The 21,463-nt window shown below is 47.2% G+C and carries 19 protein-coding genes; 11 read left to right on the top strand and 8 right to left on the bottom strand.

Annotated features, from left to right (window positions below; genetic code table 11):
- From Q0117_RS07285 to Q0117_RS07265, 5 genes are all read right to left on the bottom strand, one after another.
- A partial coding sequence (locus Q0117_RS07285; RefSeq protein WP_297924150.1) for an anaerobic C4-dicarboxylate transporter family protein occupies positions 1-295 on the bottom strand: 295 nt, incomplete at its 3' end.
- Positions 296-581: 286 nt separating this feature from the next.
- Positions 582-1,988, bottom strand: coding sequence for an aspartate ammonia-lyase (locus Q0117_RS07280; protein WP_005870686.1), 1,407 nt, complete (start codon positions 1,986-1,988; stop codon positions 582-584).
- A 315-nt stretch (positions 1,989-2,303) separates the two neighbouring features.
- Positions 2,304-2,903: a DedA family protein gene (locus Q0117_RS07275; protein ID WP_297916153.1), complete on the bottom strand. Its 600-nt coding sequence runs from the start codon at positions 2,901-2,903 to the stop codon at positions 2,304-2,306.
- A gap of 235 nt (positions 2,904-3,138) precedes the next feature.
- Positions 3,139-3,963: a peptidylprolyl isomerase gene (locus Q0117_RS07270; protein ID WP_297880512.1), complete on the bottom strand. Its 825-nt coding sequence runs from the start codon at positions 3,961-3,963 to the stop codon at positions 3,139-3,141.
- 114 nt (positions 3,964-4,077) lie between these two features.
- Entirely contained in the window at positions 4,078-4,854 is a 777-nt protein-coding gene (locus Q0117_RS07265; protein ID WP_297924147.1) for a MetQ/NlpA family ABC transporter substrate-binding protein, read from the bottom strand.
- A 233-nt stretch (positions 4,855-5,087) separates the two neighbouring features.
- Here Q0117_RS07265 and Q0117_RS07260 point away from each other — a divergent pair, with 233 nt between their 5' ends.
- The 7 genes from Q0117_RS07260 to Q0117_RS07230 all read left to right on the top strand — a co-directional run bounded on the left by Q0117_RS07260 (position 5,088) and on the right by Q0117_RS07230 (position 12,676).
- Entirely contained in the window at positions 5,088-7,898 is a 2,811-nt protein-coding gene (locus tag Q0117_RS07260) for a valine--tRNA ligase (protein ID WP_297924145.1), read from the top strand.
- Positions 7,899-7,938: 40 nt separating this feature from the next.
- Positions 7,939-8,085 carry a hypothetical protein gene (locus Q0117_RS07255; RefSeq protein WP_297880516.1) on the top strand — a complete coding sequence of 49 codons (147 nt, stop codon included), beginning with the start codon at positions 7,939-7,941 and terminating at the stop codon, positions 8,083-8,085.
- Between the two features lie 58 nt (positions 8,086-8,143).
- Positions 8,144-9,130: a diaminopimelate dehydrogenase gene (locus Q0117_RS07250; RefSeq protein WP_297924142.1), complete on the top strand. Its 987-nt coding sequence runs from the start codon at positions 8,144-8,146 to the stop codon at positions 9,128-9,130.
- A 43-nt stretch (positions 9,131-9,173) separates the two neighbouring features.
- The gene (locus tag Q0117_RS07245) at positions 9,174-10,163 is read left to right on the top strand and encodes a methionine ABC transporter ATP-binding protein (protein ID WP_297924140.1); all 990 of its coding nucleotides are present in this window, start codon (positions 9,174-9,176) and stop codon (positions 10,161-10,163) included.
- A gap of 443 nt (positions 10,164-10,606) precedes the next feature.
- Positions 10,607-10,849 (top strand): hypothetical protein, encoded by a 243-nt coding sequence (locus tag Q0117_RS07240; protein ID WP_297902676.1) that lies wholly within the window; start codon positions 10,607-10,609, stop codon positions 10,847-10,849.
- Positions 10,849-11,511 (top strand): response regulator transcription factor, encoded by a 663-nt coding sequence (locus Q0117_RS07235; protein ID WP_297924138.1) that lies wholly within the window; start codon positions 10,849-10,851, stop codon positions 11,509-11,511. Before Q0117_RS07240 ends, Q0117_RS07235 begins: the two co-directional genes overlap by 1 nt.
- The gene (locus tag Q0117_RS07230) at positions 11,504-12,676 is read left to right on the top strand and encodes a HAMP domain-containing sensor histidine kinase (RefSeq protein WP_297924136.1); all 1,173 of its coding nucleotides are present in this window, start codon (positions 11,504-11,506) and stop codon (positions 12,674-12,676) included. Before Q0117_RS07235 ends, Q0117_RS07230 begins: the two co-directional genes overlap by 8 nt.
- A gap of 204 nt (positions 12,677-12,880) precedes the next feature.
- Here Q0117_RS07230 and Q0117_RS07225 read toward each other — a convergent pair whose 3' ends face one another.
- From Q0117_RS07225 to pta, 3 genes are all read right to left on the bottom strand, one after another.
- On the bottom strand, positions 12,881-13,504 hold the full coding sequence (locus Q0117_RS07225) for a hypothetical protein (RefSeq protein WP_297924134.1): 624 nt from the start codon (positions 13,502-13,504) through the stop codon (positions 12,881-12,883).
- 524 nt (positions 13,505-14,028) lie between these two features.
- The gene (locus tag Q0117_RS07220; RefSeq protein ID WP_297924132.1) at positions 14,029-15,261 is read right to left on the bottom strand and encodes an acetate kinase; all 1,233 of its coding nucleotides are present in this window, start codon (positions 15,259-15,261) and stop codon (positions 14,029-14,031) included.
- Complete coding sequence (pta, locus tag Q0117_RS07215) at positions 15,261-16,859, bottom strand: phosphate acetyltransferase (protein ID WP_297924131.1); 1,599 nt, start codon at positions 16,857-16,859, stop codon at positions 15,261-15,263. The genes Q0117_RS07220 and pta overlap by 1 nt, the downstream gene beginning before the upstream one ends.
- A gap of 113 nt (positions 16,860-16,972) precedes the next feature.
- On the opposite strand from pta, the gene Q0117_RS07210 reads away from it, so the two are divergent.
- The 4 genes from Q0117_RS07210 to lpxD all read left to right on the top strand — a co-directional run bounded on the left by Q0117_RS07210 (position 16,973) and on the right by lpxD (position 21,302).
- The gene (locus Q0117_RS07210) at positions 16,973-17,698 is read left to right on the top strand and encodes a helix-hairpin-helix domain-containing protein (protein ID WP_297924129.1); all 726 of its coding nucleotides are present in this window, start codon (positions 16,973-16,975) and stop codon (positions 17,696-17,698) included.
- Positions 17,699-18,153: 455 nt separating this feature from the next.
- The gene (locus Q0117_RS07205) at positions 18,154-19,848 is read left to right on the top strand and encodes an acetolactate synthase large subunit (RefSeq protein WP_297924127.1); all 1,695 of its coding nucleotides are present in this window, start codon (positions 18,154-18,156) and stop codon (positions 19,846-19,848) included.
- A 1-nt stretch (position 19,849) separates the two neighbouring features.
- The gene (ilvN, locus tag Q0117_RS07200) at positions 19,850-20,320 is read left to right on the top strand and encodes an acetolactate synthase small subunit (RefSeq protein ID WP_005870631.1); all 471 of its coding nucleotides are present in this window, start codon (positions 19,850-19,852) and stop codon (positions 20,318-20,320) included.
- Between the two features lie 31 nt (positions 20,321-20,351).
- Positions 20,352-21,302 carry a UDP-3-O-(3-hydroxymyristoyl)glucosamine N-acyltransferase gene (gene lpxD / locus Q0117_RS07195; protein WP_297924125.1) on the top strand — a complete coding sequence of 317 codons (951 nt, stop codon included), beginning with the start codon at positions 20,352-20,354 and terminating at the stop codon, positions 21,300-21,302.
- Positions 21,303-21,463: the final 161 nt, after the last annotated feature.

The following is a 21,463-nucleotide window of genomic DNA, read 5'->3' as shown; positions in this document are numbered from 1 at the left end:
CGATAGGCGCTAGGAAGTTGATCTGTTTAGGATTTTTCCTTAAAATTTTAGATGCTACCTGCACCAAATAATCAAGTCCGCCTGCGACTTGCAGCGCTGTAATCGCGGAGATTACCGATGCGATAATTAGGATAACGTCAATCGGGATATCCTTCATATCGACCTTCATGCCCAAAATGGCTAGGACGACAACGCCCAAGCCGCCTGCATAACCGACGCCCATGCCGCCTAGCTTAACGCCTAGGTAGATGCCGCCGAGCAACACGATAAATTGCAATATCACCATAAAGTCCATTGCAAAACTCCTTATAAAGTAATTTTTTTAACGGCGCGCAGAATTCTAAAGATTTCAGCAGGTAAAATCCGAATTATCTTTATAATTCAGTGGTCGGAATTCTATGCGGAATTTTATCCTAAAATTTCGCAAGTGGAATTTTACTCCACGGAAGCTAAATCTAACTTGATGAAATTCTACATCTACGGAATTCTGCACGATCAATTTTATCTATTTAGAATTCTACTTTGCGGAATTTCGCCTATTAAATTAACCGACGAAATTCCGCGCCGCACTTAGTTTGAAACTATTTTTTGCTCATATGTGGGTTGAGCATAGATTTAGGCTCTAGGATCTTATCGATCTCCTCTTTTTTCAAATATCCGCGCTCTAGGCAGATTTCGCCGACGGATTTTCCTGTCTGAAGCGCCTCTTTGGCGATACTTGCGGATTTTTCGTAACCGATGTAAGGATTGAATGCAGTAACGATACCGACAGAATTTAGCACCGATTTTAGGCAAGCTTCAGGGTTTGCTTTTAGATGTTTGATAGCTTTTTCAGCTAGTGTATTCATCGCATTTTCCAAAAGCACGATCGAGTTAAATAGCGCATATGCGATGCCAGGCTCAAACGCATTAAGCTCAAATTCTCCGCGCTCGGAGCAAAGCATAATAGTCACGTCGTTGCCGATTACCTCGTAGCAAGCCTCGCCTACGACCTCGGCGATGACTGGGTTTACTTTGCCCGGCATGATGGAGCTGCCCGGTTGCATCTTAGGAAGCTCGATTTCGCCTAGTCCGCATCTAGGACCGGAGTTCATAAGACGTAGGTCGTTTGCGATTTTACTTAGGCGGACGGCTGCAGTTTTTAGAGCGCCACTAACGTGGACGAAGTCCGCAGTGTCTTGTGTGGCGGCGATGAAGTCCTCTGCGGCTTTAAATTTAACGCCGGTGATTTCGCCCAGTTTTTTCTCGACTACGTTTTTGTAATCAGGATGGCAGTTGATGCCTGTACCAATCGCCGTAGCGCCCATATTTAGGTAAGTCATCGACTCTCTAGCAGCTTTGATAAGTGCGATATCGGTTTTGATGTAGGTAGCAAAAGCGTTGAAAGTGTTTCCAAGAGTAGTAGGAACGGCGTCCTCAAGCTCCGTCCTTCCCATTTTGATGACATCTTTGTATTCTTTGGCTTTAACTTCAAGCTCTTTTTTCAAATTTTCCATAGCTTTTAATAAGTCGGTTAGCTTGGCGTAAGCGGCGACTTTGATCGAGCTAGGATAGGTATCGTTGGTGCTTTGACCCAAATTTGTGTGATCGTTTGGATGGAGGTATTGGTATTCGCCCTTTTTATGTCCCATGCTCTCCAAAGCTATATTGGTAATGACCTCGTTGGTATTCATATTCGTCGAAGTTCCGGCGCCACCTTGGATCATATCGACTACGAATTGATCTCTGAACTCTCCTGCGATGAGCCTATCGCAAGCTTTTGCAATCGCATCGGCTTTTTGCGCGTCTAGGACTCCGACCTCTTTATTGGCTAGTGCAGCTGCTTTTTTGATTTGTGCAAATGCCTTGATAAAAAATGGATAGTCTTTGAGCGCTCGTCCGCTTAGATGGAAGTTCTCTAGTGCCCTAAATGTTTGCACACCGTAGTAAAAATCGTCGGAAATTTCTAATTCACCGATGAAATCGTGTTCTTTTCTGGTCTTTGCCATAATAAGTCCTTTCGTTGAAATTGTTAATGGAATTTTAAAGCTTTTAGTATTAAAAACAGCTTAAAACGTAACGAAAAATTAAAATTTAGAAATTAGTATGATTGTTTAAGGCTTTAAATAGAATTTTACTTAAAAAATATTTTGGAATTCGCTACTAAGGCATAATTACACTTTAATAGAAATATCGTATTGCACGCAGATTATGAAAGTGAAATTATAAAAATTCTTGTTTAGCTTAAATTATAATTTGAAAAATTTGAACTTAAAGGCGATAAAATGGAATTTTTCATTGTATTTGTATTTACTGGCGTGAAACTATTTTTTGCGTTTTATAAAATAAACATATAGAAGCGAGATTATAATGACGACGGCGAACAGAGCGATCGTAATTAGATGCAGATCTTGCTTGATTAGCTCCTCGTTTTCGCCGATGAAATATCCCAAGCTCATTAGTATTAGTGTCCAAATCGCAGCTCCAAGCCCGGTAAATAGCACGAAGCGCGCGACATTCATCTTTGCAAGCCCCGCAGGAAGGCTGATGTATTGACGGATGCCAGGGATTAGGCGGCAGTTAAACGTTGAAATTTCGCCATGGCGGTTAAAAAACGCTTCGAATTTTGCAAATTTCTCCTCGGTGATGCCTACGTATTTGCCGTATTTAGCGATAATCTTACGTCCAAAAAAGTAGCATAGATAGTAATTAAACAGCGCGCCGGTGATGCTGCCGCCAAGCCCACAAACAAATGCTATAACAAAGCTCATCTGTGATTTTGAGGCCAGATAGCCCGCAGGGATCATCACGACTTCACTTGGGAAAGGAAAGAAGCTGCTTTCTAAAAACATCATCACAAAAATGCCAAGGTATCCCCAGCCCGCGACAAATTCTACGATAAAATTTACGATATTAGAAAGCATTTGAATTCCTTGATTTAATGTGTAAAAACCGGCTCCGCTTAAAATTTCGCGGAATTTAGCATCAGCAAAGCAAATAAGTTTGAAATTTAACAACCCGGCAATATAATAGTGAGCTTAAAATTTCACAAAATTTAGCGCATATAAAACAAAGGCGCGGGCTAAATTTTATCCTTGCAAGTTACTGCCGCAGCGAACTTGCATATAAATTTAATAGCCTCGCGCCTTAAAATTAAAACTATTTTGCGTATTCGATGTTTAGTTTGCCGAATAGCTCGTTAGCCTTGTCATCGATTTTTTTGTTTACTTTGCTTGGAAGTAATTGGTTTTTAATGAGATCTTTTACCTTTTCAAACGGCATAGTCTCAGCCTTTTTGCTGCTTTCTTTGTAGATTACATGATATCCGAATTGCGTCTTTACCGGCGTTTTGCTCATCTCACCATCTTTTAGCGCAAACGCCGCTTTTTCAAACTCCGGCACCATCATCCCTTTGCCGAAAGAGCCTAGATCGCCGCCGTTTTCTTTCGCACTTGGATCGATTGAAATTTCTTTAGCTAGCTTATTAAATTCCTCTTTTAAATTCTCTTTTTTGACTTTTGATAGCTTCGCAATCGCGTTTTTAGCAGCCTTTTCGTCTGCTACTAAGATATGGCTTGCAGTAACGGAATCTGGTTGCATGAAATTCTGTTTATTTTCATCATAAATTTTTTTAGCTTCCTCGTCGCTGATGCTTACGTCTTTAGCCTGTTCGCGTTGCCATAGATTAAATGCAATGCCATCTTTAGCAAGCTCTAGCTGATGTTTATATTCGTCGCTGTTTTCAATACCTGATTTTTTCGCCTCTGCGATTAGGAGTTTGTATTTGATTAGATCGTCGATTAGTTTTTTCTTCTCATCGGCGGTCGGTTCCTGTCCGCCGTGCTGCATGCCTTGAGCTAAAAACGGTGCAACATCCTCATCCGTAATAGTGATATTTGCGTCTTTTGCAGTAGCCAAAACGCCTGCATTAAGCGAAGATATAGCCATAGCGGCAACAAAGCTGAAAGATAAAATTCTTTTCATTATTTTTCCTTTATTCGGTAAATTTCGCGCAATTATAAAAAAAGATAGTAAATAAAATAGCGAATGCCAGCAAATTCGGCGCGAATCCTGCGCCGAATTTTAAAAAGAGGGGAGTTAAAACGACGGGATGATTGCGCCTTTATATTGCGTCTCGATAAACTTTTTCACTTTCTCGCTTTGAATCGCTTTATCTAGCGCCTTGATTTTAGGGCTGTTTTCGTTGCCTTCTTTAACGCTAATGACATTTGTGTAAGGGTTGCCCTCAGCCTTTTCTAAAAACAGCGAATCTTTGATCGGGTTTAAATTTGCGTTAAAGGCAAAATTTGAGTTGATAACCGCAATATCGACATCGCCTAAAGTGCGTGGAAGTGCGGCCCCCTCAAGCTCTAAAATTTCTAAATTTTTAGGGTTTTTCGTTACATCTAGCGGCGTGCGAAGTTTAGCGTTTTGATCCACTTCGATGAGCCCCGCGGCTACGAGCAGATCAAGAGCGCGGCTTTCGTTAGTTGGATCGTTCGGCACGGCAACTTTGGCACCGTTTTTAAGATCTTTTAAATTTTTAATCTTATGGCTGTAGATGCCCATCGGCTCTAAATGCACGCCGACGGTTGCCTTTAATTTTGTGCCTTTATTAGCGTTAAATTCCACCATATACGGCACATGCTGGAAAAATCCCGCATCCACGTCGCCGCTATCAGTAGCGAGGTTTGGGGTTACGTAGTCGTTAAAAACTTTGACTTCAAGATCGTAGCCTTGGGCTTTTAGATCGGGTTTGATCTGCTCTAAAATTTCGGCATGTGGTATCGGAGTAGCGGCGACTACGATTTTTTCGGCAAGAGCGAAGCTGACGACGCTAGCGCTAAGAAGCGAAGCGAGAAGAAATTTCTTCATATTTAATCCTTTTGGTTAAAATTTCGCGGTATTATAGCAGGTAGAATTTTTAATGTCAAGTGCTTTTATATGATTTTTTAAAATTTTATCTAAAATATTCTAAAATTCGATATTTTTATATATATTTAAATACTACATTTTATTGTATAATGCAGAATTGGCACGCTTTAATGAGCGCTTTACATAAATTCCGCTAAAATCGCAAAATTTAAAATTTTAAAAAAAGGCTGAAAATGGCAGATTTTTACGACGCGAAAGCCGTAGAGGAGAGCTTTTATAAAATTTGGGAGCAGCGCGGCTACTTCGAGATCGACGGCAATAAAGATATCCAGCAAAAAGGCAAAAACTTTTGCATTATGATGCCCCCTCCAAACGTCACCGGAGTGCTTCATATCGGGCATTCTCTCACTTTTACCTTGCAAGATATTATGACGCGATACAAGCGAATGGACGGCTACCGTACGTTGTGGCAGCCTGGACTCGATCACGCTGGCATTGCGACGCAAAACGTCGTCGAGCGCGAGCTTTTGGCGCAAGGGATCAAAAAAGAAGCGATCGGGCGCGAGGAGTTTTTAAAGCACGTTTGGCATTGGAAGGAGCAAAGCGGCGGGCAGATCGTAAAGCAGATGAAGCGTCTTGGCGTCACGCCCGCGTGGAGCAGACAGCGCTTCACGATGGATGAGGGGCTTAAAAACGCCGTTCGCAAAGCCTTCGTAAACCTATACGACGCGGGGCTCATCGTGCGCGGAAACTACATGGTAAACTGGTGTACGCACGACGGCGCGCTAAGCGACGTGGAGGTCGAGCACAAGGAGAACAAGGGCAAGCTCTATCATCTGCGCTATTACTTTGCGGACGGACAAAATTTATCAAATTTAAATGGATGCCGAGCATCAAATTTAAGTAAGAATTCTGTTTTAAATTTAACTCAAAATGACGAGGCAAAGTATCGCGATGAAGATTTGCAAGTTGCGCAGAATTTTGCGAGTGCAGATAGAACAAATAGTTCATTAAGCGAGCAAAATTCAAACTCTTGCAAAGATTCGAGCGAGACGAGCCGCAACTACATAGTCGTGGCGACTACGCGCCCAGAGACTTACTTTGGCGACACCGCCGTAATGGTAAATCCCGCGGACGAACGCTATAAAAATTTGGTCGGTAAAAAAGTCGTGCTGCCGCTAATCAGCCGCGAGCTAGAGATCATCGCCGACGAATACGTCGATATGAGCTTCGGAACGGGTGCCGTGAAGGTCACGCCCGCGCACGATACCAACGACTACGAGGTCGGCAAGCGCCACGAGCTGGGCTTTATCACCGTTTTTGACGAAAAAGGAATTTTAAACGAGCAGTGCGGTAAATTTCAAGGCCTAGAGCGGCTTGCCGCGCGCGATCAGATCGTAGCGGAGCTTGAGAGGCTGGGTTTTATCGAAAAAATAGAGGATTACGAAAATCAAGTCGGCTACTGCTACCGCTGCAAAAACGTCGTCGAACCGTACATCTCGCAGCAGTGGTTCGTGCGCGCGGATATCGCAAAAGAAGCAATTACCAAAGTAAATTCCGGCGAGGCGGAATTTTTCCCGAAGCACTGGATCAATAGCTTCAACGCCTGGATGCGCGAGCTGAAGGACTGGTGCATCAGCCGCCAGCTGTGGTGGGGACATAGAATTCCCGTGTTTTACTGCGACTGCGGCCATCAGTGGGCGGATGAGCGAGAGTGCCCTGATGCCTGCCCGAAATGCGGCGGTAAAAATTTTACTCAAGATCCCGACGTGCTCGATACGTGGTTTTCAAGCGGTCTTTGGCCGATCAGCACGCTTGGCTGGGGCAACGGCGAGGCGCTGAAAAACGAGAAGTGGTTTGAGGAGGATTTGAGCGAATTTTATCCGAATACCATGCTGATTACCGGCTTTGACATTTTGTTTTTCTGGGTCGCGCGCATGATGTTTCAGTGCCAAAACGCTATGGGCGAGCTGCCGTTTCGCGACATCTACCTTCATGCTCTGGTAAAGGATAAAGACGGTAAAAAGATGAGCAAATCGAGCAAAAACGTAGTCGATCCGCTGCTAAAAATCGATGAATTTAGCGCAGATATTTTGCGCTTTACGCTTACGATTTTGTGCGTGCAGGGGCGCGATCTGCGCCTTAGCGACGATAAGCTTTTGATTTACCGAAATTTTACGAATAAGCTCTATAACGCGAGCAAATTTTTGCTTTTAAACGCTTCTAAATTTGACGATTTGGACGCGGCGCGGATCAAAACGAGCCTCGGCAAATATATGCTTTCGCGCTTTAACTGCTGCGTGAGCGCGGTGCGGGAAAATTTAGATGAATACCGCTTCAACGACGCTGCGACCGAGCTTTATAAGTTTTTTTGGGACGAGTTTTGCGATTGGGGCATTGAGCTTAGCAAGGCGGACAAGGCCGCGATCGGCGAGCTGGGGATGATTTTTAAAGAAGCGATGAAACTGCTAAGCCCGTTTATGCCGTTTCTAAGCGAGTATCTGTATCAGGAGCTAAGCGGCACGAAGCTACAAGACGCGCGCTCCATCATGGTGATGCGATACCCACATCCTGGCGAGCGCGACGAGCGGATCGAAGAGTTATTTTCGCTCGTTATCGAAGCGATCGTTAGCATTCGCCGCGCAAAGGCGACGATCGAGCTCGGCAATGCGCGCGTAGCCAAAGCCTACGTCAAATCCGCAGTTGATCTAAGCGCCGCCGCGGACTACATCAAAACGCTAGCAAAGGTAGATGAAGTGGAATTTACGCAGCAAAATATCGTAAATTCCGCCCGCGACGTAAGCGAGAGCCTAGAAACTTTCGTGCCGCTTGAGGGGGTCGATCTTAGCGGCGTGATTTCACGCCTTAATGCGCAGAAAACGAAGCTGCAAAAAGAGATCGAAAAGCTCTCTGCAATGCTTGGCAATGAAAAATTTATCTCCTCCGCGCCCGCTGACGTCGTCGCCGCAAACCGCGAAGGGTTGCAAAGCGCGCAGGAAAAATTCGCCAAAGTATGCGACGAGTTAAAGGCGTTTGGCGAGTAGTCCGCTCGTTTGAGTCTAAATTTAAATCAAGGAGAAAAATATGTCAAAGGGTAGCATCGGTGGATTTACTTTAGGCACGGTCATAGCCGTCGCACTATCATGGGGAGTCAATAAAAGCATAATGTGGGCGATAATCCACGGATTTTTAAGTTGGTTATACGTGATTTATTATTTCTTACTGAGGTAAAATTTTATCGGCGGCGCGCCGTTTTACGCGCTAAATTTTAAAATTTGAAGGGTAAAAAATGAGCGAAAAAATAAAAATAGCGATTTTGGGATATGGAAATTTAGGTCGCGGCGTAGAGCTTGCCGCGCGAAATAGCAAGGATTTGCAGCTTTCGGCAGTTTTTAGCCGCAGAAATCCAAGCGAAGTAAAAACATGCGGCGCTCCGGTATTTAGCGCGGATGAAATTTTATCGCACAAGGGCAAATTTGACATTTTAGTTCTTTGCGGCGGTAGTGCGACCGATCTACCGACGCAGACGCCAGAGTTTGCGCAGAGCTTTAACGTCGTAGATAGCTTCGATACGCACGCAAAAATCCCAGAGCACTTCGCCGCGGTAGACGCCGCCGCCAAAGCGGGCGGAAAAGTTGGTATCATCGCCGTAGGCTGGGATCCGGGTCTATTTTCGCTAAGCCGTCTATTTGGCGAGAGCGTGCTGCAAAACGGCAGTAGCTACACATTTTGGGGTAAAGGCGTGAGCCAAGGCCACTCCGACGCTATCCGCAGGATTGATGGCGTCGTGGATGCGCGCCAATATACCGTGCCGATAGAAAGCGCCTTGAGGCGAGTCCGCGCGGGCGAAAATCCGAAACTTAGCACGCGAGAAAAACACCTGCGCGAGTGCTACGTCGTGGCCGAAGAGGGCGCCGATAAAGCGCGTATCGAGCGCGAGATAAAAACGATGCCGAATTACTTCGCCGACTACGACACGAGCGTGCATTTCGTGGGTCTTGCAACGCTTAAAAAAGAGCACGGCGGCATCCCTCACGGAGGATTCGTCCTGCGAAGCGGAGCGACTGGCGAGCACGGCGAAAATAAACACTTGATCGAGTTTTCGCTAAAGCTTGACTCAAATCCCGAATTTACAGCTAGCGTGCTCGTAGCCTACGCCCGCGCGGCGTATCGCTTGGCGCAAAGAGGTGAGTGCGGCGCGTTTAGCGTGTTTGACATCGCTCCGGCGCTTCTTTCGCCAGAGAGCGCAGATGAACTAAGGCGCGAAATTTTATAAATTTCTGGGGCGTTTCGGCGGAATTATGAACGAGGAAATCTGAGTGATAAAGATAGAAAATTTAAAGAAATTTTACGGAAAAACCTGCGTGATCGACGATGTGAGCCTGGAGGTGAAACAGGGCGAAATTTTTGCCATCGTCGGTCGCAGCGGCGCGGGTAAAAGCACTCTGCTGCGCTGCATAAACGGCCTTGAGGACTATCAAGAAGGAAGCCTTAAGGTAGAGGGCAGGGAGGTAAGAGAGCTAAGCGCCGCTCAGATCCGCGAGTTGCGCAAAAATATCGGTATGATTTTTCAGCACTTCGCGCTTATGAGTCGCCGCAGCGTCGCGCAAAACGTCGCCACGCCGTTAGCATTTTGGGGCTATTCGAATGACCATGCGAAGCGCCGCGTAGCCGAACTTTTGGAGCTCGTGGGGCTTGCGGATAAAGCAAACGCCTATCCTAGCGAGCTTAGCGGCGGACAAAAGCAGCGCGTGGCGATTGCGCGCGCGCTTGCTTTGAGCCCTAAAATTTTGCTTTCCGACGAGGCGACCTCGGCGCTTGATCCCAACACCACCGCGCAAATTTTATCGCTTCTGCGCCGCATCAATCGCGAGCTAGGCATTACGATCGTGCTCGTTACGCACGAGATGGAGGTCGTAAAGGGCATCGCGCAGAGAGCGATCCTGCTTAAGGGCGGGCGCGTGAGCAACTCGGGCGATATCGTCTCGCTGTTTCTGCACCCGGATGAGAATATGAAGGAGTTTTTGGGCGAGGAGGAGGTGCTGCCCGCAAGCGGCGTGAATATCAGGCTCTTTTTCCCGCCCGCAGTCGCGTTTGACAGCGTGATCACGCACATGGCGCGCGCTTTGGAGATAAATTTTAACATCGTCTGGGGCAAGCTCGAGCGCCTCGATAAAAACGTCGTCGGAAGCCTCGTGATCAACGTAGAGCCCGCTCACGTCGCGCGCGTGGAGGAGTTTATCAAAAACGCGGGCGTGATCTATGAGATCGTAAGCGAGGATGAGATCAAAAGCTGCGCCGCGATCTAGGTGTGATTTCGCGCCCTGTGCGCTTGCGCTGCACTAAATTTAAGGGCTTATGCGGCATGGCGAATTTAAAAGCTCGCGCGAGGTCGCGAACTCAAAGGCTGGCTCGGCGTTTTTGATTTGACGATCGCGTCGTGGCATTAGTCGTGGCATTATAAATTTAATTAGTTTCGCCGGCGGTTTAAATTTTTATCTCGCCGCGGTAAAGTAAGCTCGGCGATGCGCTGTTGGCGTGCGCCCTCGCTAGCTTTGATTTACGTTTAGAATTTGACTAGCCGTAGCGAGGCGATTTAAATTTCAGAGATCGCGACCGACCGACCGCATTTAAGCCGCGCCGCATTTGAATTTACAGGCGTTTAAATTTAAATTTGAATTTTTTCGGAATTTCACACTTACTTCACTTTTACGGAAGTATAATTCCGCTAATTTTTTTTAAGGAGTACGTAATGAAAAAACTTACTTTGTTTGCGCTTAGTGCGCTATTTGCTGGCACTTTTGCCGTAGCTGCCGATATGGGCATGAAAGATGAGATGAAGGACGCCAATACATCAATGCATAATGGTGCGAAAGAGGTGAAAGCTGAGATGAAACATATGAAGCACGAGACGCATGGTATGAAAAAAGATGCCGTTAAAAAGGGCTCTCATGCAAAAAAAGAGATGAAAAAAGAGATTAAAAAAGAGATGTAGTGAGTAAAATTTTACTCGTAGAGGACGATGAGACCCTTTGCGATCTCATCGGCGAATATTTAAGAAATGCAGGCTTTGATGTGTGCGTTTGCAGCGACGCTCAAAGCGCTGCAGATCTTGCTTATGAGCAAAAATTTGATCTTTTTATCTTTGACGTAAAAATCCCCAAAGGCGACGGATTCTCACTTTTAAAAGAGCTACGCAAGAACGGCGATCACACTCCTGCGATATTTGCTACGTCGCTAAATACACTTGATGATCTTGAGGTCGGTTTTAAAAGCGGCTGCGACGATTATCTCAAAAAACCGTATGAATTAAAAGAGCTGTTGCTGCGCGTTAATTCGCTCATAAAGCGAAACTTCAGCCATAATTTTGATGATTTTGTAACTATTGACGACGAGTTTAAATTTTACTTTGCAAGCAAAGAGCTACGCAGATCGGGTGTACCCGTCGCGCTTTCAAACAAAGAGCGCGAGCTGCTGGCGCTTTTTTTACAAAATAAAAACAGGCTTTTAAGCAAGGATGAAATTTTCTCTGCGATCTACGCTTTTGACGAAACGCCAAGCGAAGAGGCGCTGCGAACTTATATCAAAAATTTGCGCCGCGTCCTAGGCGAAGAGCATATCATAAATCGCCGTAACGCAGGGTATCTGTATGTCTGAAAAGACTGCTTTAACGCTTAAAATTCTATCTTTATATCTCATTTCAAGTGCGTTGTTTTTGGGATATTTTTTCAAGATAAATTACAGGATGAACGAAGCCGCGCTACTTTCGCACAGGATAAAAGAGCTAAAAGAGATCAAAATGATGATCTATATGAAAGCGAGCATGGACGGGCTGGAATCGCTAGCGGACTTTGAGCGCGAAAAGGGCGTGAGTGCGTGTATATTTAAGCCAAACTCTGATGAAATTTACGGCTGCAGTGGTGAGCTTGGCGCACTTGATAAAGCGAAGCTAAAGGCGGAATTTATAAGTGGCGGAAGGCTAGGAATTTATGAGAATCTGCAAAATATGGAGGAGCGAAACGCCTTTTCCAAGGCTAAAATCATTCTGCTTGGAAGTAGCGTGCAGGGCGAAATTTTAACGCTTCGTATCAAAACAGCAGCGATGATGATAGCGCTTTTGGGCGTAATCCTAGCCGTGGCGTTTTATCTGGTGCGGCTAGGCACAAAGCCACTTTACGACAAGATTGACACGCTAAATCGCTTCATCAAGGATAGTACTCACGAGATCAATACTCCGCTTAGCATTATTTCTATGAGCGTCGAGACGATGCGGCACGCAGAGCTTGGAGAATACAACGCCAAGCGCGTCGCTAATATCGATCTTGCCGCTAAGACGCTTTCTCGCATCTACGAGGATCTCGTGTTTTTAACCTTCGGTATGAATAAGGAGGGCGAGATTAGCTCGATCGATCTAAAAAACCTCGTCGCTTCGCGTTGCGAATACTTCGCGCCGTTTATTCAAAAGCGCAGACTAAGCCTTAAAACCGATCTTTCGGATGCGAGCATGAGTGCGAACGTCTATGAAATTTCACGCCTGATCGACAATCTGCTAAGCAACGCCGTAAAATACGCAAACGCGGGCGGCTGCGTGGATGTGCAGCTAAGGCACGGCGAGTTGGCGATCTCAAACAGCGGCGAGGGGATCGATAGTAAAAAGGGCGGCGAAATTTTTAGGCGCTTTGCGCGCTTTAACTCAAGCGAGGGCGGCTTTGGCATCGGGCTTAGCATCGTAAGCGAGGTCTGCAAAAAATACTCCTTCGATATCTCCTACGATAGCGTGCCGGGCGAGGTAACGACCTTCCGCCTTACATGGCGCGAATAAAATTTTAAAATTTAGTGAAATTTTAAAATTTAAAAGCGGCCGCTTGCGGTTTAAATTTAATCGTCGCTTGGTCGCTCAAATTCCGCGCAAAAAGGGTCTAATTGCCGGAGCGTTTAAAATTTAATCGCCCGCTCGCTTTGCGCTCGTAAAATGACTCTAAAAGTTATGGGTGCGGAATGTTATTCGTCCGCGATTTTATAAAATTTAGCTTTTATTTCTCGATAGATATATCCAGTGGACTATATCGCTAAGCGAAATCACGACAAGCATACTCATAAACATCGAAGTGGCTGTGAAAAACGATATCCAGCCAAATAGGCTCTCTCTGCTCGCAAAAGTAGGAAATATCCGTCCGCTACTTACTCTGCGTGGGATGCCGTTTATGGCAAAATCGGCGTAGAAATAATTGTTTAATGCCCAGTAAGCAAAAGGTATAGCGAGCAATATCACAAATAGCTGCGTCTTGACGGCGGGAAGCTCTTTTTTGTATAAGAATGTGGCGATCGGACAATACACGCAGCTTAGCGCGAAAGCCGTTAAAATAGGTACCCACAATGCCGCGACGTAAAATTCCGCAAGCTGCGTGTGCGGGCTTATTTTGCCGATCGCGGCGATGTTTGGAAAAAACTGCTTCATAAATTTAACGAAGTCCGCACATGCCGCGCTTGCGTCTAAAATATTTTCGGGCAGCACGAATACGCTAAGCGCCGTGATCGCAAACAGCGCAAAAACCGCCACGTAAAGTCGCCCGAAAAATTTAATAAATTTCGTATCGGGATACGGCACCTCTTGCTCTTGCGCGCCTTGTGAATTTAGCAGATCGCTCATCGTTCGCTCCTTTAATAAAATTTGCGCGTTAAAATCCAGCTCACGCTAAATTTTAAAATTTTATGCCTTATTATCCGGTAAATTTCACAATAAGGACCTGTTTTGGAATTTTGCGGTCAAATTTGAAATAAAATTTATTAAATTTAACCGAGCAATGCTTTTTTACAAACAAAGAGTTGCCGCTTCTAACGCGCAGTGATCTAGGCGGGGTTTGGGCGGTAGACCTGCTTGCGGTTGCTAGCCGAAGCAAAGTAAAAGGGTGCTTCGCAAGTATAGTCCCTTCCGCTCCGCCTCCTCCGAGCAAGAATTTAAGCCTTATCGGAAGCGACAAATAAAATTTAAACCCGCGCGTAGCGTAGTAATTTCTCGTATCGTCGGAGCCAGAAAGCCACTAAAATAAAGAAAGCCCTTTCATTTCACGCAAGCTCACAGCCAAGACCCAAAATTTAATTGCCTAACAAAAAAGCAAGTTGGCGTTGCTGCTCGCGAAATAACCGCGGAATCCTGCTAAATAAAATTTAAATTTAAAATTCCGAGTATTTCTGATAGTCGATCTGCGCGGAGTTTTTGTTGATCGTATCGACCGTAGCTTCGGCGATCGCAAGTTCCTCGTTGGTAGGGATTACGAGCGTTTTGATTTTGCTATCCGCCGCGCTTAAATTTCTAATCGAGCCGGTATTTTTGGCGTTTTTTGTCGCATCGATTTCGATGCCGATATGAGCGAGCTTTTCGCAGACATTTTGTCTAAAATGCGGCGCATTCTCGCCGATACCTCCGGTAAAGATCAAAGCGTCCACGTGCCCGAGCACGGCATAATACGCTCCGATCATCTTAACGACGCTGTACACGAGCATCTCAAACGCGAGTTTCGCGCGTGGCTCGCCATCCTCCATCTTTTCATATACCTTTCGCAGATCGCTTGCACCGCAGATGCCCAAAAGTCCGCTTTTTTTGTTCATTATGACGTCCATATCCTGCGCGTTGTAGCCCGCGACGCGCTCGATGTATGGGATGATAGCGGGATCGATCGAGCCGCATCTGGTGCCCATGATGATACCTTCAAGCGGCGTTAGCCCCATTGAGGTGTCGATGCACTTGCCGTTTTCTATGGCGCTTACGCTAGAGCCGTTGCCAAGATGTAGCGTAATGGCGTTGAAGTTTTCGTATTTTTTACGCAAAAATTTCGCTCCCATTGTCGAGACGAACCAATGCGACGTGCCGTGCGCGCCGTAGCGACGAACTTTGTATTTTTCGTAGAATTCATACGGCAGCGCGTACATATACGCATAAGGTGGGATGCTTTGATGAAAGATCGTATCGAAAACCGCGACGTTTGGAATTTTAGGAGCGATCTTCAGGCAGGATTTGATGCCCGCTAAATTTGCGGGATTGTGTAGCGGCGCAAGCGGCGCAAGCTCGGCGATTTTAGCCATTACGTCCTCATCTATGAGCGCAGGAGCATCGAAATAATCCGCGCCCTGAACGATGCGGTGTCCGATGCCGCCTACTTGAGTTAGATCTTTGATTACTCCGCTTTGTTTTAAAAGATCAATCGCGATTGCGATCGCGGTTTCGTGATTTGGAATTTGCTCGTTTTCAACTTTTATGCTTCGTCCGTTGGCGCAATTGATGCTTCCGCTTGCGTGCGTCGAGCCGATCTCCTCGATGAGCCCACTTGCGATGCAGGCGTGATTTAGCATATCGTGGAATTTAAATTTAACCGAGCTCGAGCCGGAATTTATGACTAGGATATCCATTAATTCTCTCCCGCTTGAATGGCGCTGATAAGTATCGTGTTTACGATATCGGCGACCTTGCAGCCGCGGCTTAGATCGTTTACCGGCTTTTTTAAGCCTTGTAAAATCGGCCCGATCGCCACGGCGCCTGCGGTGCGCTGAACGGCCTTATAACAGATATTTCCGCAGTTAAGATCAGGGAAGATAAATACGTTCGCGCGCCCTGCGACCGCGGAGCCTGGCATCTTTTTCTTAGCGACCGCTGCATCGACTGCGGCATCGAATTGCAGCGGTCCGTCGATTAAAAGCGCCGGCGCCTTTTCGCGCGCTTTCTGCGTCGCAGTTTTTATGAATTCCACGCTTTCACCGCTACCGCTATCGCCACTGGAGTAGCTCAGCATCGCCACACGCGGCTCAAGCCCGAACGCCTTTGCGGTCGCGGCGCTTGAGATCGCGATACCCGCCAGATACTCTACGCTCGGGCTTGGTGCCACGGCGCAGTCGGCAAAAAGCAGAGCCTGCGTATCCAGGCACATTATAAACGCGCCGCTAACGGTCGCGATGCCCGGTTTTGTCTTGATGATCTGAAGCGCGGGGCGGATCGTCTCCGCAGTAGTCGTGCTCGCCCCGCTTACCATCGCATCGGCTAGCCCTTCATACACGAGCATCGTGCCGAAATAGGTGCGATCGCGCACTAAATCGCGCGCCTGCGCCTCGCTCATGCCCTTTGCCTTGCGAAGCTCATATAGATCGCGCGCAAATTTTTCTAAGCTCGCATCCGTCTGCGGATCTAAAATTTTAACGCCGCTTAGATCGAGACCTAGCTTGTTTGCGTTTTTTTGCACTTCGTCTTGTCGCCCTAAAAGGATCAAATTTGCAGCGCCGCTTTGTTTTATAATCGCAGCTGCGCGCAGAATTCTCTCGTCATCACTTTCTGGAAGCACGACGGTTTTAACGTTCGTGCGAGCCTTTGCGTAGAGCTTGCTTTCAAATTTCAACGGAGTTAGAATTTCACAGCGCGTGGAGTTTGCAGCGTCCGTGAAGTAGCTTTTGTCGGCAACGACTTTATCAAGCTCTATCGCGCCGCTTTGGCAAGCAGAATTTTCGTCGTGAAATTTTGCATCACTTTCGCAAGCGGAATTTTTGCCGTAAAGCTCCGATTTTTTAGAATTTGCACCCTCTTGTGCAGGTCTTAGCGCGGAAAATGAAATTTTATCCTCATATATGCTGGCAAAGCTTACCGCTTTTGCTGCAGCGATCGAGTGCGTGCCGATGCGCGCGGCAATTTCGTTAGGATAAAATCCGCAAACGGGGATATTTAGATCCTTTGCGATTTGTAAATTTAGCTCGCGCAGATCGGATCCCGCTACGCCGTGAACCAGCACAAAATTACACTGCTCTAAAATCTGTGTAAAGCGCTCTATCGCCGCCTTTCGCACACGCTCATCCTGCTCGTTTGCAAGCGCTTTTTCGAGCTCGCTTCCGCTAAAAAGGGCATTATCGCCAGCGATGCAAAGTTGCAAAACGTTGTGAAAGCTCATGGATAAAATTTTATCTAGTTTTTTTAGCTCGGATTGGTAGGCGGCGGGTTCGTCGCATAGGAGCAAAATTCCGTTCATCGGTTGATCCTTTTGAAATAAGATAGGCAATTGTAGCAAAATTTTGCTTGCGTGTTAATCAAAGATTTATCGTGAGGGTTTAGAATTTGGTAACTTCCAACAAAGGAGCGCACATGAAAAATTTAGTGATTTTGGCTCTTTTAGTGAGCCTCGCCGCGGCGAAAATCAACATAAACGAAGCTAGTCGCTACGAGCTGATGACTATCGGCGGACTTGATGCGGGTAGGGCGGATATGCTTATGCAATACCGCCAAAAGCGCGAAATTTCAAGTGCAGATGAGCTAAAGGGCATCAACGGCTTTGCAAGTTACGATACTGCTAAACTGCAGAAGAGCTTTGAAATATCGCCTAAAGCTAACGTTCAGCAGCTGGTGCAGCCTGAGCGCGACATAGTCGTAGTCGAAAAGACCCGCACCCGCACGGTTTACGGAGGCTCTACTTACAAACGCGTTGAAAATTACGGCAATGGCATCACGATCACAGAGACCGGTACTTTACCGCCGCCTCCCCCTCCGCGAGGATATGGTAGGCACGGCGGAATGATGCCTCCTCCGCCTCCCCCACCTCCTGGCGGCATGCCACCACCTCCGCACGGAGGTATAAAACCGCCTCCTCCACCGCCACCTTCGCGTGATGATTATTCTCGCAGGAGAAGTTCTGACAGTATGAGCGATAGCGAGATTGGCGGAAGCTCGCGCCGTAACATGCCGGTGCCTATGCATATGGGAACGATCCGCTCGAAAAGATCCAGTAGCGTCACAAGCTTCGGCGACTGCGATCCGCAAAGCGGCAACTGCGCTAGCGTGGGCGTAGGCGTGCAGGTAGATAGAGGATTTTAAAATTTAATTTTACGCGGGCGGAATTTTAGAATTTTACAGTCGAGATTCCGCCCGTTTTAAATTTACGGATAAATTTTAAAATTTCGTAACGTAGAATTTAAAATTTGCGCAGGAGTTGCTCTGCGCTATGATAAAATTCCAAAAAATTTTATAAATTTAATCAGCAGCTTACGTGGTAAAATTTCAAGCTAAAATTTTACGTTAAAACTGATGCGCCGCATTTTGTCAAGATAAAATCTGCACTTTAAAATTTTAAATCCGAACATCCCGTCCGTTTTAAATTTATGGCAAAATTTTAATTTTGCCTTTTCCACTCTTTCTAAATTCCGAAATTTTGCCCCGTCTGCGCCGCTATTAAATTTTAAATTCGACCCGATTTAGCGCCTAAAATTCGTGAAATTTAATTTACAAAATAATATAATCACAAAATTATTCCAACGAAACAGGATGGGCGTATGAAAGAAATTAGCGGATCGCAGATGATCGTGGAGGCGTTGCGGCAGGAGGGGGTCGAGGTGGTTTTCGGCTATCCGGGCGGCGCGGCGCTTAACATATACGATGAAATTTACAAACAAAAATACTTCAGACACATTTTGGTGCGCCACGAGCAGGCCGCGGCGATGGCTGCGGACGGATACGCGCGCGCTAGCGGCAAGGTCGGCGTGGCTGTCGTCACGAGCGGTCCTGGATTTACGAACGCGCTTACGGGGCTTGCTACGGCGTATAGCGACAGCATCCCGATCGTGCTTATCAGCGGTCAGGTTGCGACCTCGCTTATTGGTACCGACGCCTTTCAAGAGATCGATGCGATCGGAATTTCGCGCCCCTGCGTCAAGCACAACTATCTAGTTAAAACGATAGAAGAGCTACCTAGAATTTTAAAAGAAGCCTTCTATATCGCTCGCAGCGGCAGACCGGGACCCGTGCACGTCGACATCCCTAAAGACGTAACGGCGAAGCTTGGTGTTTTTGAATATCCTAGCGAAATCAAGATGCAGACTTACAAGCCGAATTATAAGGGTAATTCTAAACAGATCAAAAAAGCCGTCGAGCTAATCTCAAACTCCAAAAAGCCTATCCTCTACATCGGAGGCGGCGTTATTAGCGCGGGCGCAAGCGAGCTGGTGCGCGAGCTTAGCGAGTTTGCGCAGATCCCGGTCGTGCAAACCCTTATGGCGCTAGGAGCCGTGCGAAGCGACGATAAATTAAATTTAGGTATGGTCGGCATGCACGGTAGTTACGCCGCAAACATGGCGCTTAGCGAGTCTGATCTGATAATTTGCTTGGGCGCGAGATTTGACGATCGCGTCACCGGCAAGCTTAGCGAATTCGGCAAAAATGCAAAAATCATCCACGTCGATATCGATCCTAGCTCGATCTCAAAGATCATAAACGCGGATTATCCGATCGTGGGCGATGTGAAATCGGTGCTAGAGGAGATGCTGCCTCGCATTAAAAACGAGGTCAGCCCTGCAAATTTCGAGCAGTGGCGCGAGCTCATCCGCAAATACGATGAAATTCACCCGCTTAAATTTAATGACAGCGATGAAATTTTAAAGCCGCAGTGGGTTATACAAAGTACCGCAAAAATCGCGGGCGAGGACGCTATCATCGCTACGGACGTGGGGCAGCATCAGATGTGGGTCGCGCAGTTTTATCCGTTTTGCAAGCCACGCACTCTGCTAAGTAGCGGCGGGCAGGGCACGATGGGCTACGGCCTTCCTGCGGCATTGGGCGCGAAGGCCTATGCGGGAGATAGACCTGTTATAAATTTCAGCGGCGACGGCTCGATTTTGATGAATATCCAAGAGCTGATGACTGCGAGCGAGAGCAGCTTAAACGTCGTAAATATCGTATTAAACAACAATTTCTTAGGTATGGTGCGGCAGTGGCAGAGTCTATTTTACGGGCAGCGCTTCTCAGCGACCGATCTTAAAGTTCAACCCGATTTTATAAAGCTTGCTGAAGGCTTCGGCGGCGTGGGCTTTAGCGTTAGCACCAAAGCGGAATTTGAAGATGCGCTGAAGCAGGCTCTTGCTAGCAAAAAGGTGAGCGTCATCGAGGCCAAGATCGATCGCTTTGAAAACGTCTGGCCGATGGTGCCCGCAGGCGGCGCGCTTTATAATATGATTTTTGAGCAGGAGTCTTAGGATGAATAGCATAAGAAGAGTAATCTCGGTCGTCGTTACCGATGAGCACGGCGTTTTGTCGCGGATCTCGGGGCTTTTTGCAGGGCGCGGCTATAATATCGACAGTCTCACCGTTGCACCGATCCCAAATACCGGTCTATCGCGCCTTAGCATCGTCACTTCGGGCGACGAGCGCGTCATAGAGCAGATCACTAAGCAGCTTCATAAGCTGATCCCCGTCTACAAGGTCATTGAGGATGCAAAATTCGTCGAAAAGGAGATGGTTTTGGTAAAGATCGCGCTGGGCGAAAATTTAGCGGGGCTTGACGCCGTTTTAAAAGCCTACAACGGCAGCATCGCAAACAGCGACGACAGCAAGATCGTCATCATGGCGTGCGACGACGCAGACCGCATCGACGGTTTTTTAAAGACGATAAAAAAATACAATCCGATCGACATCGTCCGAGGCGGCAGCGTCGCGCTGGATATGTGAGCGGCGATAAAATTTAATCAAAGGAGCGCAAATGAAATTATCAAAAATTGCCGAAATTTTAAACATAGAGCTTAACGGAGCGGACGCGGAGATTACCGCGATAAATTCGCTTCAAAACGCAAAGCAAAGCGAGCTAAGCTACTGCGATAGCGACAAAAACGAGAAATTTTTATCTGCCACCAAAGCAGCCGTCGTGCTGGTAAAAATCGGCACCGCAGCCCCAAGCGGCGTGCGAGCGCTGGAGTGCGAAAATCCGCATCTAGCTTTTGCGATCTTAAGCGCGCATTTTGCCAAGCCGCTCATTCGTAGCGGCGCGCCAGCAAAAATCGCCGCTAGCGCACAGATCGGGCAGAACGTGCATATAGGCGCAAATTCCACGATCGGCGAGAACTGCATCATCTTAAGCGGCGCGTATATCGGCGATGACGTGCATATCGGAAGCGGCTGCGTGATCCACGCAAACACCGTCATCTACAACGACACGATCATCGGCGAGCGCTGCATAATCCACGCAAACGCCGTTATCGGAAGCGACGGCTTCGGCTACGCGCACACCAAAACGGGCGAGCACGTTAAAATTTATCATAACGGCAACGTCGTGCTGCAAGACGAGGTCGAGATCGGCGCGTGCACGACGATCGACCGTGCGGTGTTCGGCTCTACGATCGTTAAGCGCGGCAGCAAGATTGACAATCTCGTTCAGATCGGGCACAACTGCGAGCTTGGGCAAAACTGCCTCATCGTCTCTCAGGTAGGACTTGCGGGTTCGACGACGCTTGGGCGCAACGTCGTGATGGGCGGACAGAGCGGCAGCGGCGGGCACGTAAGCGTGGGCGATTTTGCTCAGATCGCGGCGCGCGGCGGCATAAGCAAGGATCTGGCGGGCGGTAAAAACTACGCGGGGCAGCCTATAATGGAGCTTAGCGAGTGGTTCAAGCTGCAGGCTAAGATCGTTAGATTTTTTAAAGATAAAAAGCACTAGCCGTTTTGCCTTGGCTGACTTGCCGTGATCGGTTAGATCGATCGGCTTAATTTGATCGTTTTGATCGTTCGCTCTGATCGACTCCTCTAGCCAGCTTAATCTAGCAGGCTCGCGTCGTTTCAGTGAAGTTTAAAATCGCCAGGCAGTTAGTGATCAAGGAG

The organism is uncultured Campylobacter sp. (assembly GCF_937997535.1).
Lineage (GTDB): Bacteria > Campylobacterota > Campylobacteria > Campylobacterales > Campylobacteraceae > Campylobacter_B.
This window is presented reverse-complemented; position numbering and strand designations above follow the sequence as displayed.

What these genes read in the sequence shown, in the direction of transcription:
- Q0117_RS07280 (WP_005870686.1), bottom strand. Translation starts at nt 1,988, where the DNA reads ATGGCAAAGACCAGAAAAGAACACGATTTCATCGGTGAATTAGAAATT.
- Q0117_RS07275 (WP_297916153.1), bottom strand. Translation starts at nt 2,903, where the DNA reads ATGCTTTCTAATATCGTAAATTTTATCGTAGAATTTGTCGCGGGCTGG.
- Q0117_RS07270 (WP_297880512.1), bottom strand. Translation starts at nt 3,963, where the DNA reads ATGAAAAGAATTTTATCTTTCAGCTTTGTTGCCGCTATGGCTATATCT.
- Q0117_RS07265 (WP_297924147.1), bottom strand. Translation starts at nt 4,854, where the DNA reads ATGAAGAAATTTCTTCTCGCTTCGCTTCTTAGCGCTAGCGTCGTCAGC.
- Q0117_RS07260 (WP_297924145.1), top strand. Translation starts at nt 5,088, where the DNA reads ATGGCAGATTTTTACGACGCGAAAGCCGTAGAGGAGAGCTTTTATAAA.
- Q0117_RS07255 (WP_297880516.1), top strand. Translation starts at nt 7,939, where the DNA reads ATGTCAAAGGGTAGCATCGGTGGATTTACTTTAGGCACGGTCATAGCC.
- Q0117_RS07250 (WP_297924142.1), top strand. Translation starts at nt 8,144, where the DNA reads ATGAGCGAAAAAATAAAAATAGCGATTTTGGGATATGGAAATTTAGGT.
- Q0117_RS07240 (WP_297902676.1), top strand. Translation starts at nt 10,607, where the DNA reads ATGAAAAAACTTACTTTGTTTGCGCTTAGTGCGCTATTTGCTGGCACT.
- Q0117_RS07230 (WP_297924136.1), top strand. Translation starts at nt 11,504, where the DNA reads ATGTCTGAAAAGACTGCTTTAACGCTTAAAATTCTATCTTTATATCTC.
- Q0117_RS07225 (WP_297924134.1), bottom strand. Translation starts at nt 13,504, where the DNA reads ATGAGCGATCTGCTAAATTCACAAGGCGCGCAAGAGCAAGAGGTGCCG.
- Q0117_RS07220 (WP_297924132.1), bottom strand. Translation starts at nt 15,261, where the DNA reads ATGGATATCCTAGTCATAAATTCCGGCTCGAGCTCGGTTAAATTTAAA.
- pta (WP_297924131.1), bottom strand. Translation starts at nt 16,859, where the DNA reads ATGAACGGAATTTTGCTCCTATGCGACGAACCCGCCGCCTACCAATCC.
- Q0117_RS07210 (WP_297924129.1), top strand. Translation starts at nt 16,973, where the DNA reads ATGAAAAATTTAGTGATTTTGGCTCTTTTAGTGAGCCTCGCCGCGGCG.
- Q0117_RS07205 (WP_297924127.1), top strand. Translation starts at nt 18,154, where the DNA reads ATGAAAGAAATTAGCGGATCGCAGATGATCGTGGAGGCGTTGCGGCAG.
- ilvN (WP_005870631.1), top strand. Translation starts at nt 19,850, where the DNA reads ATGAATAGCATAAGAAGAGTAATCTCGGTCGTCGTTACCGATGAGCAC.
- lpxD (WP_297924125.1), top strand. Translation starts at nt 20,352, where the DNA reads ATGAAATTATCAAAAATTGCCGAAATTTTAAACATAGAGCTTAACGGA.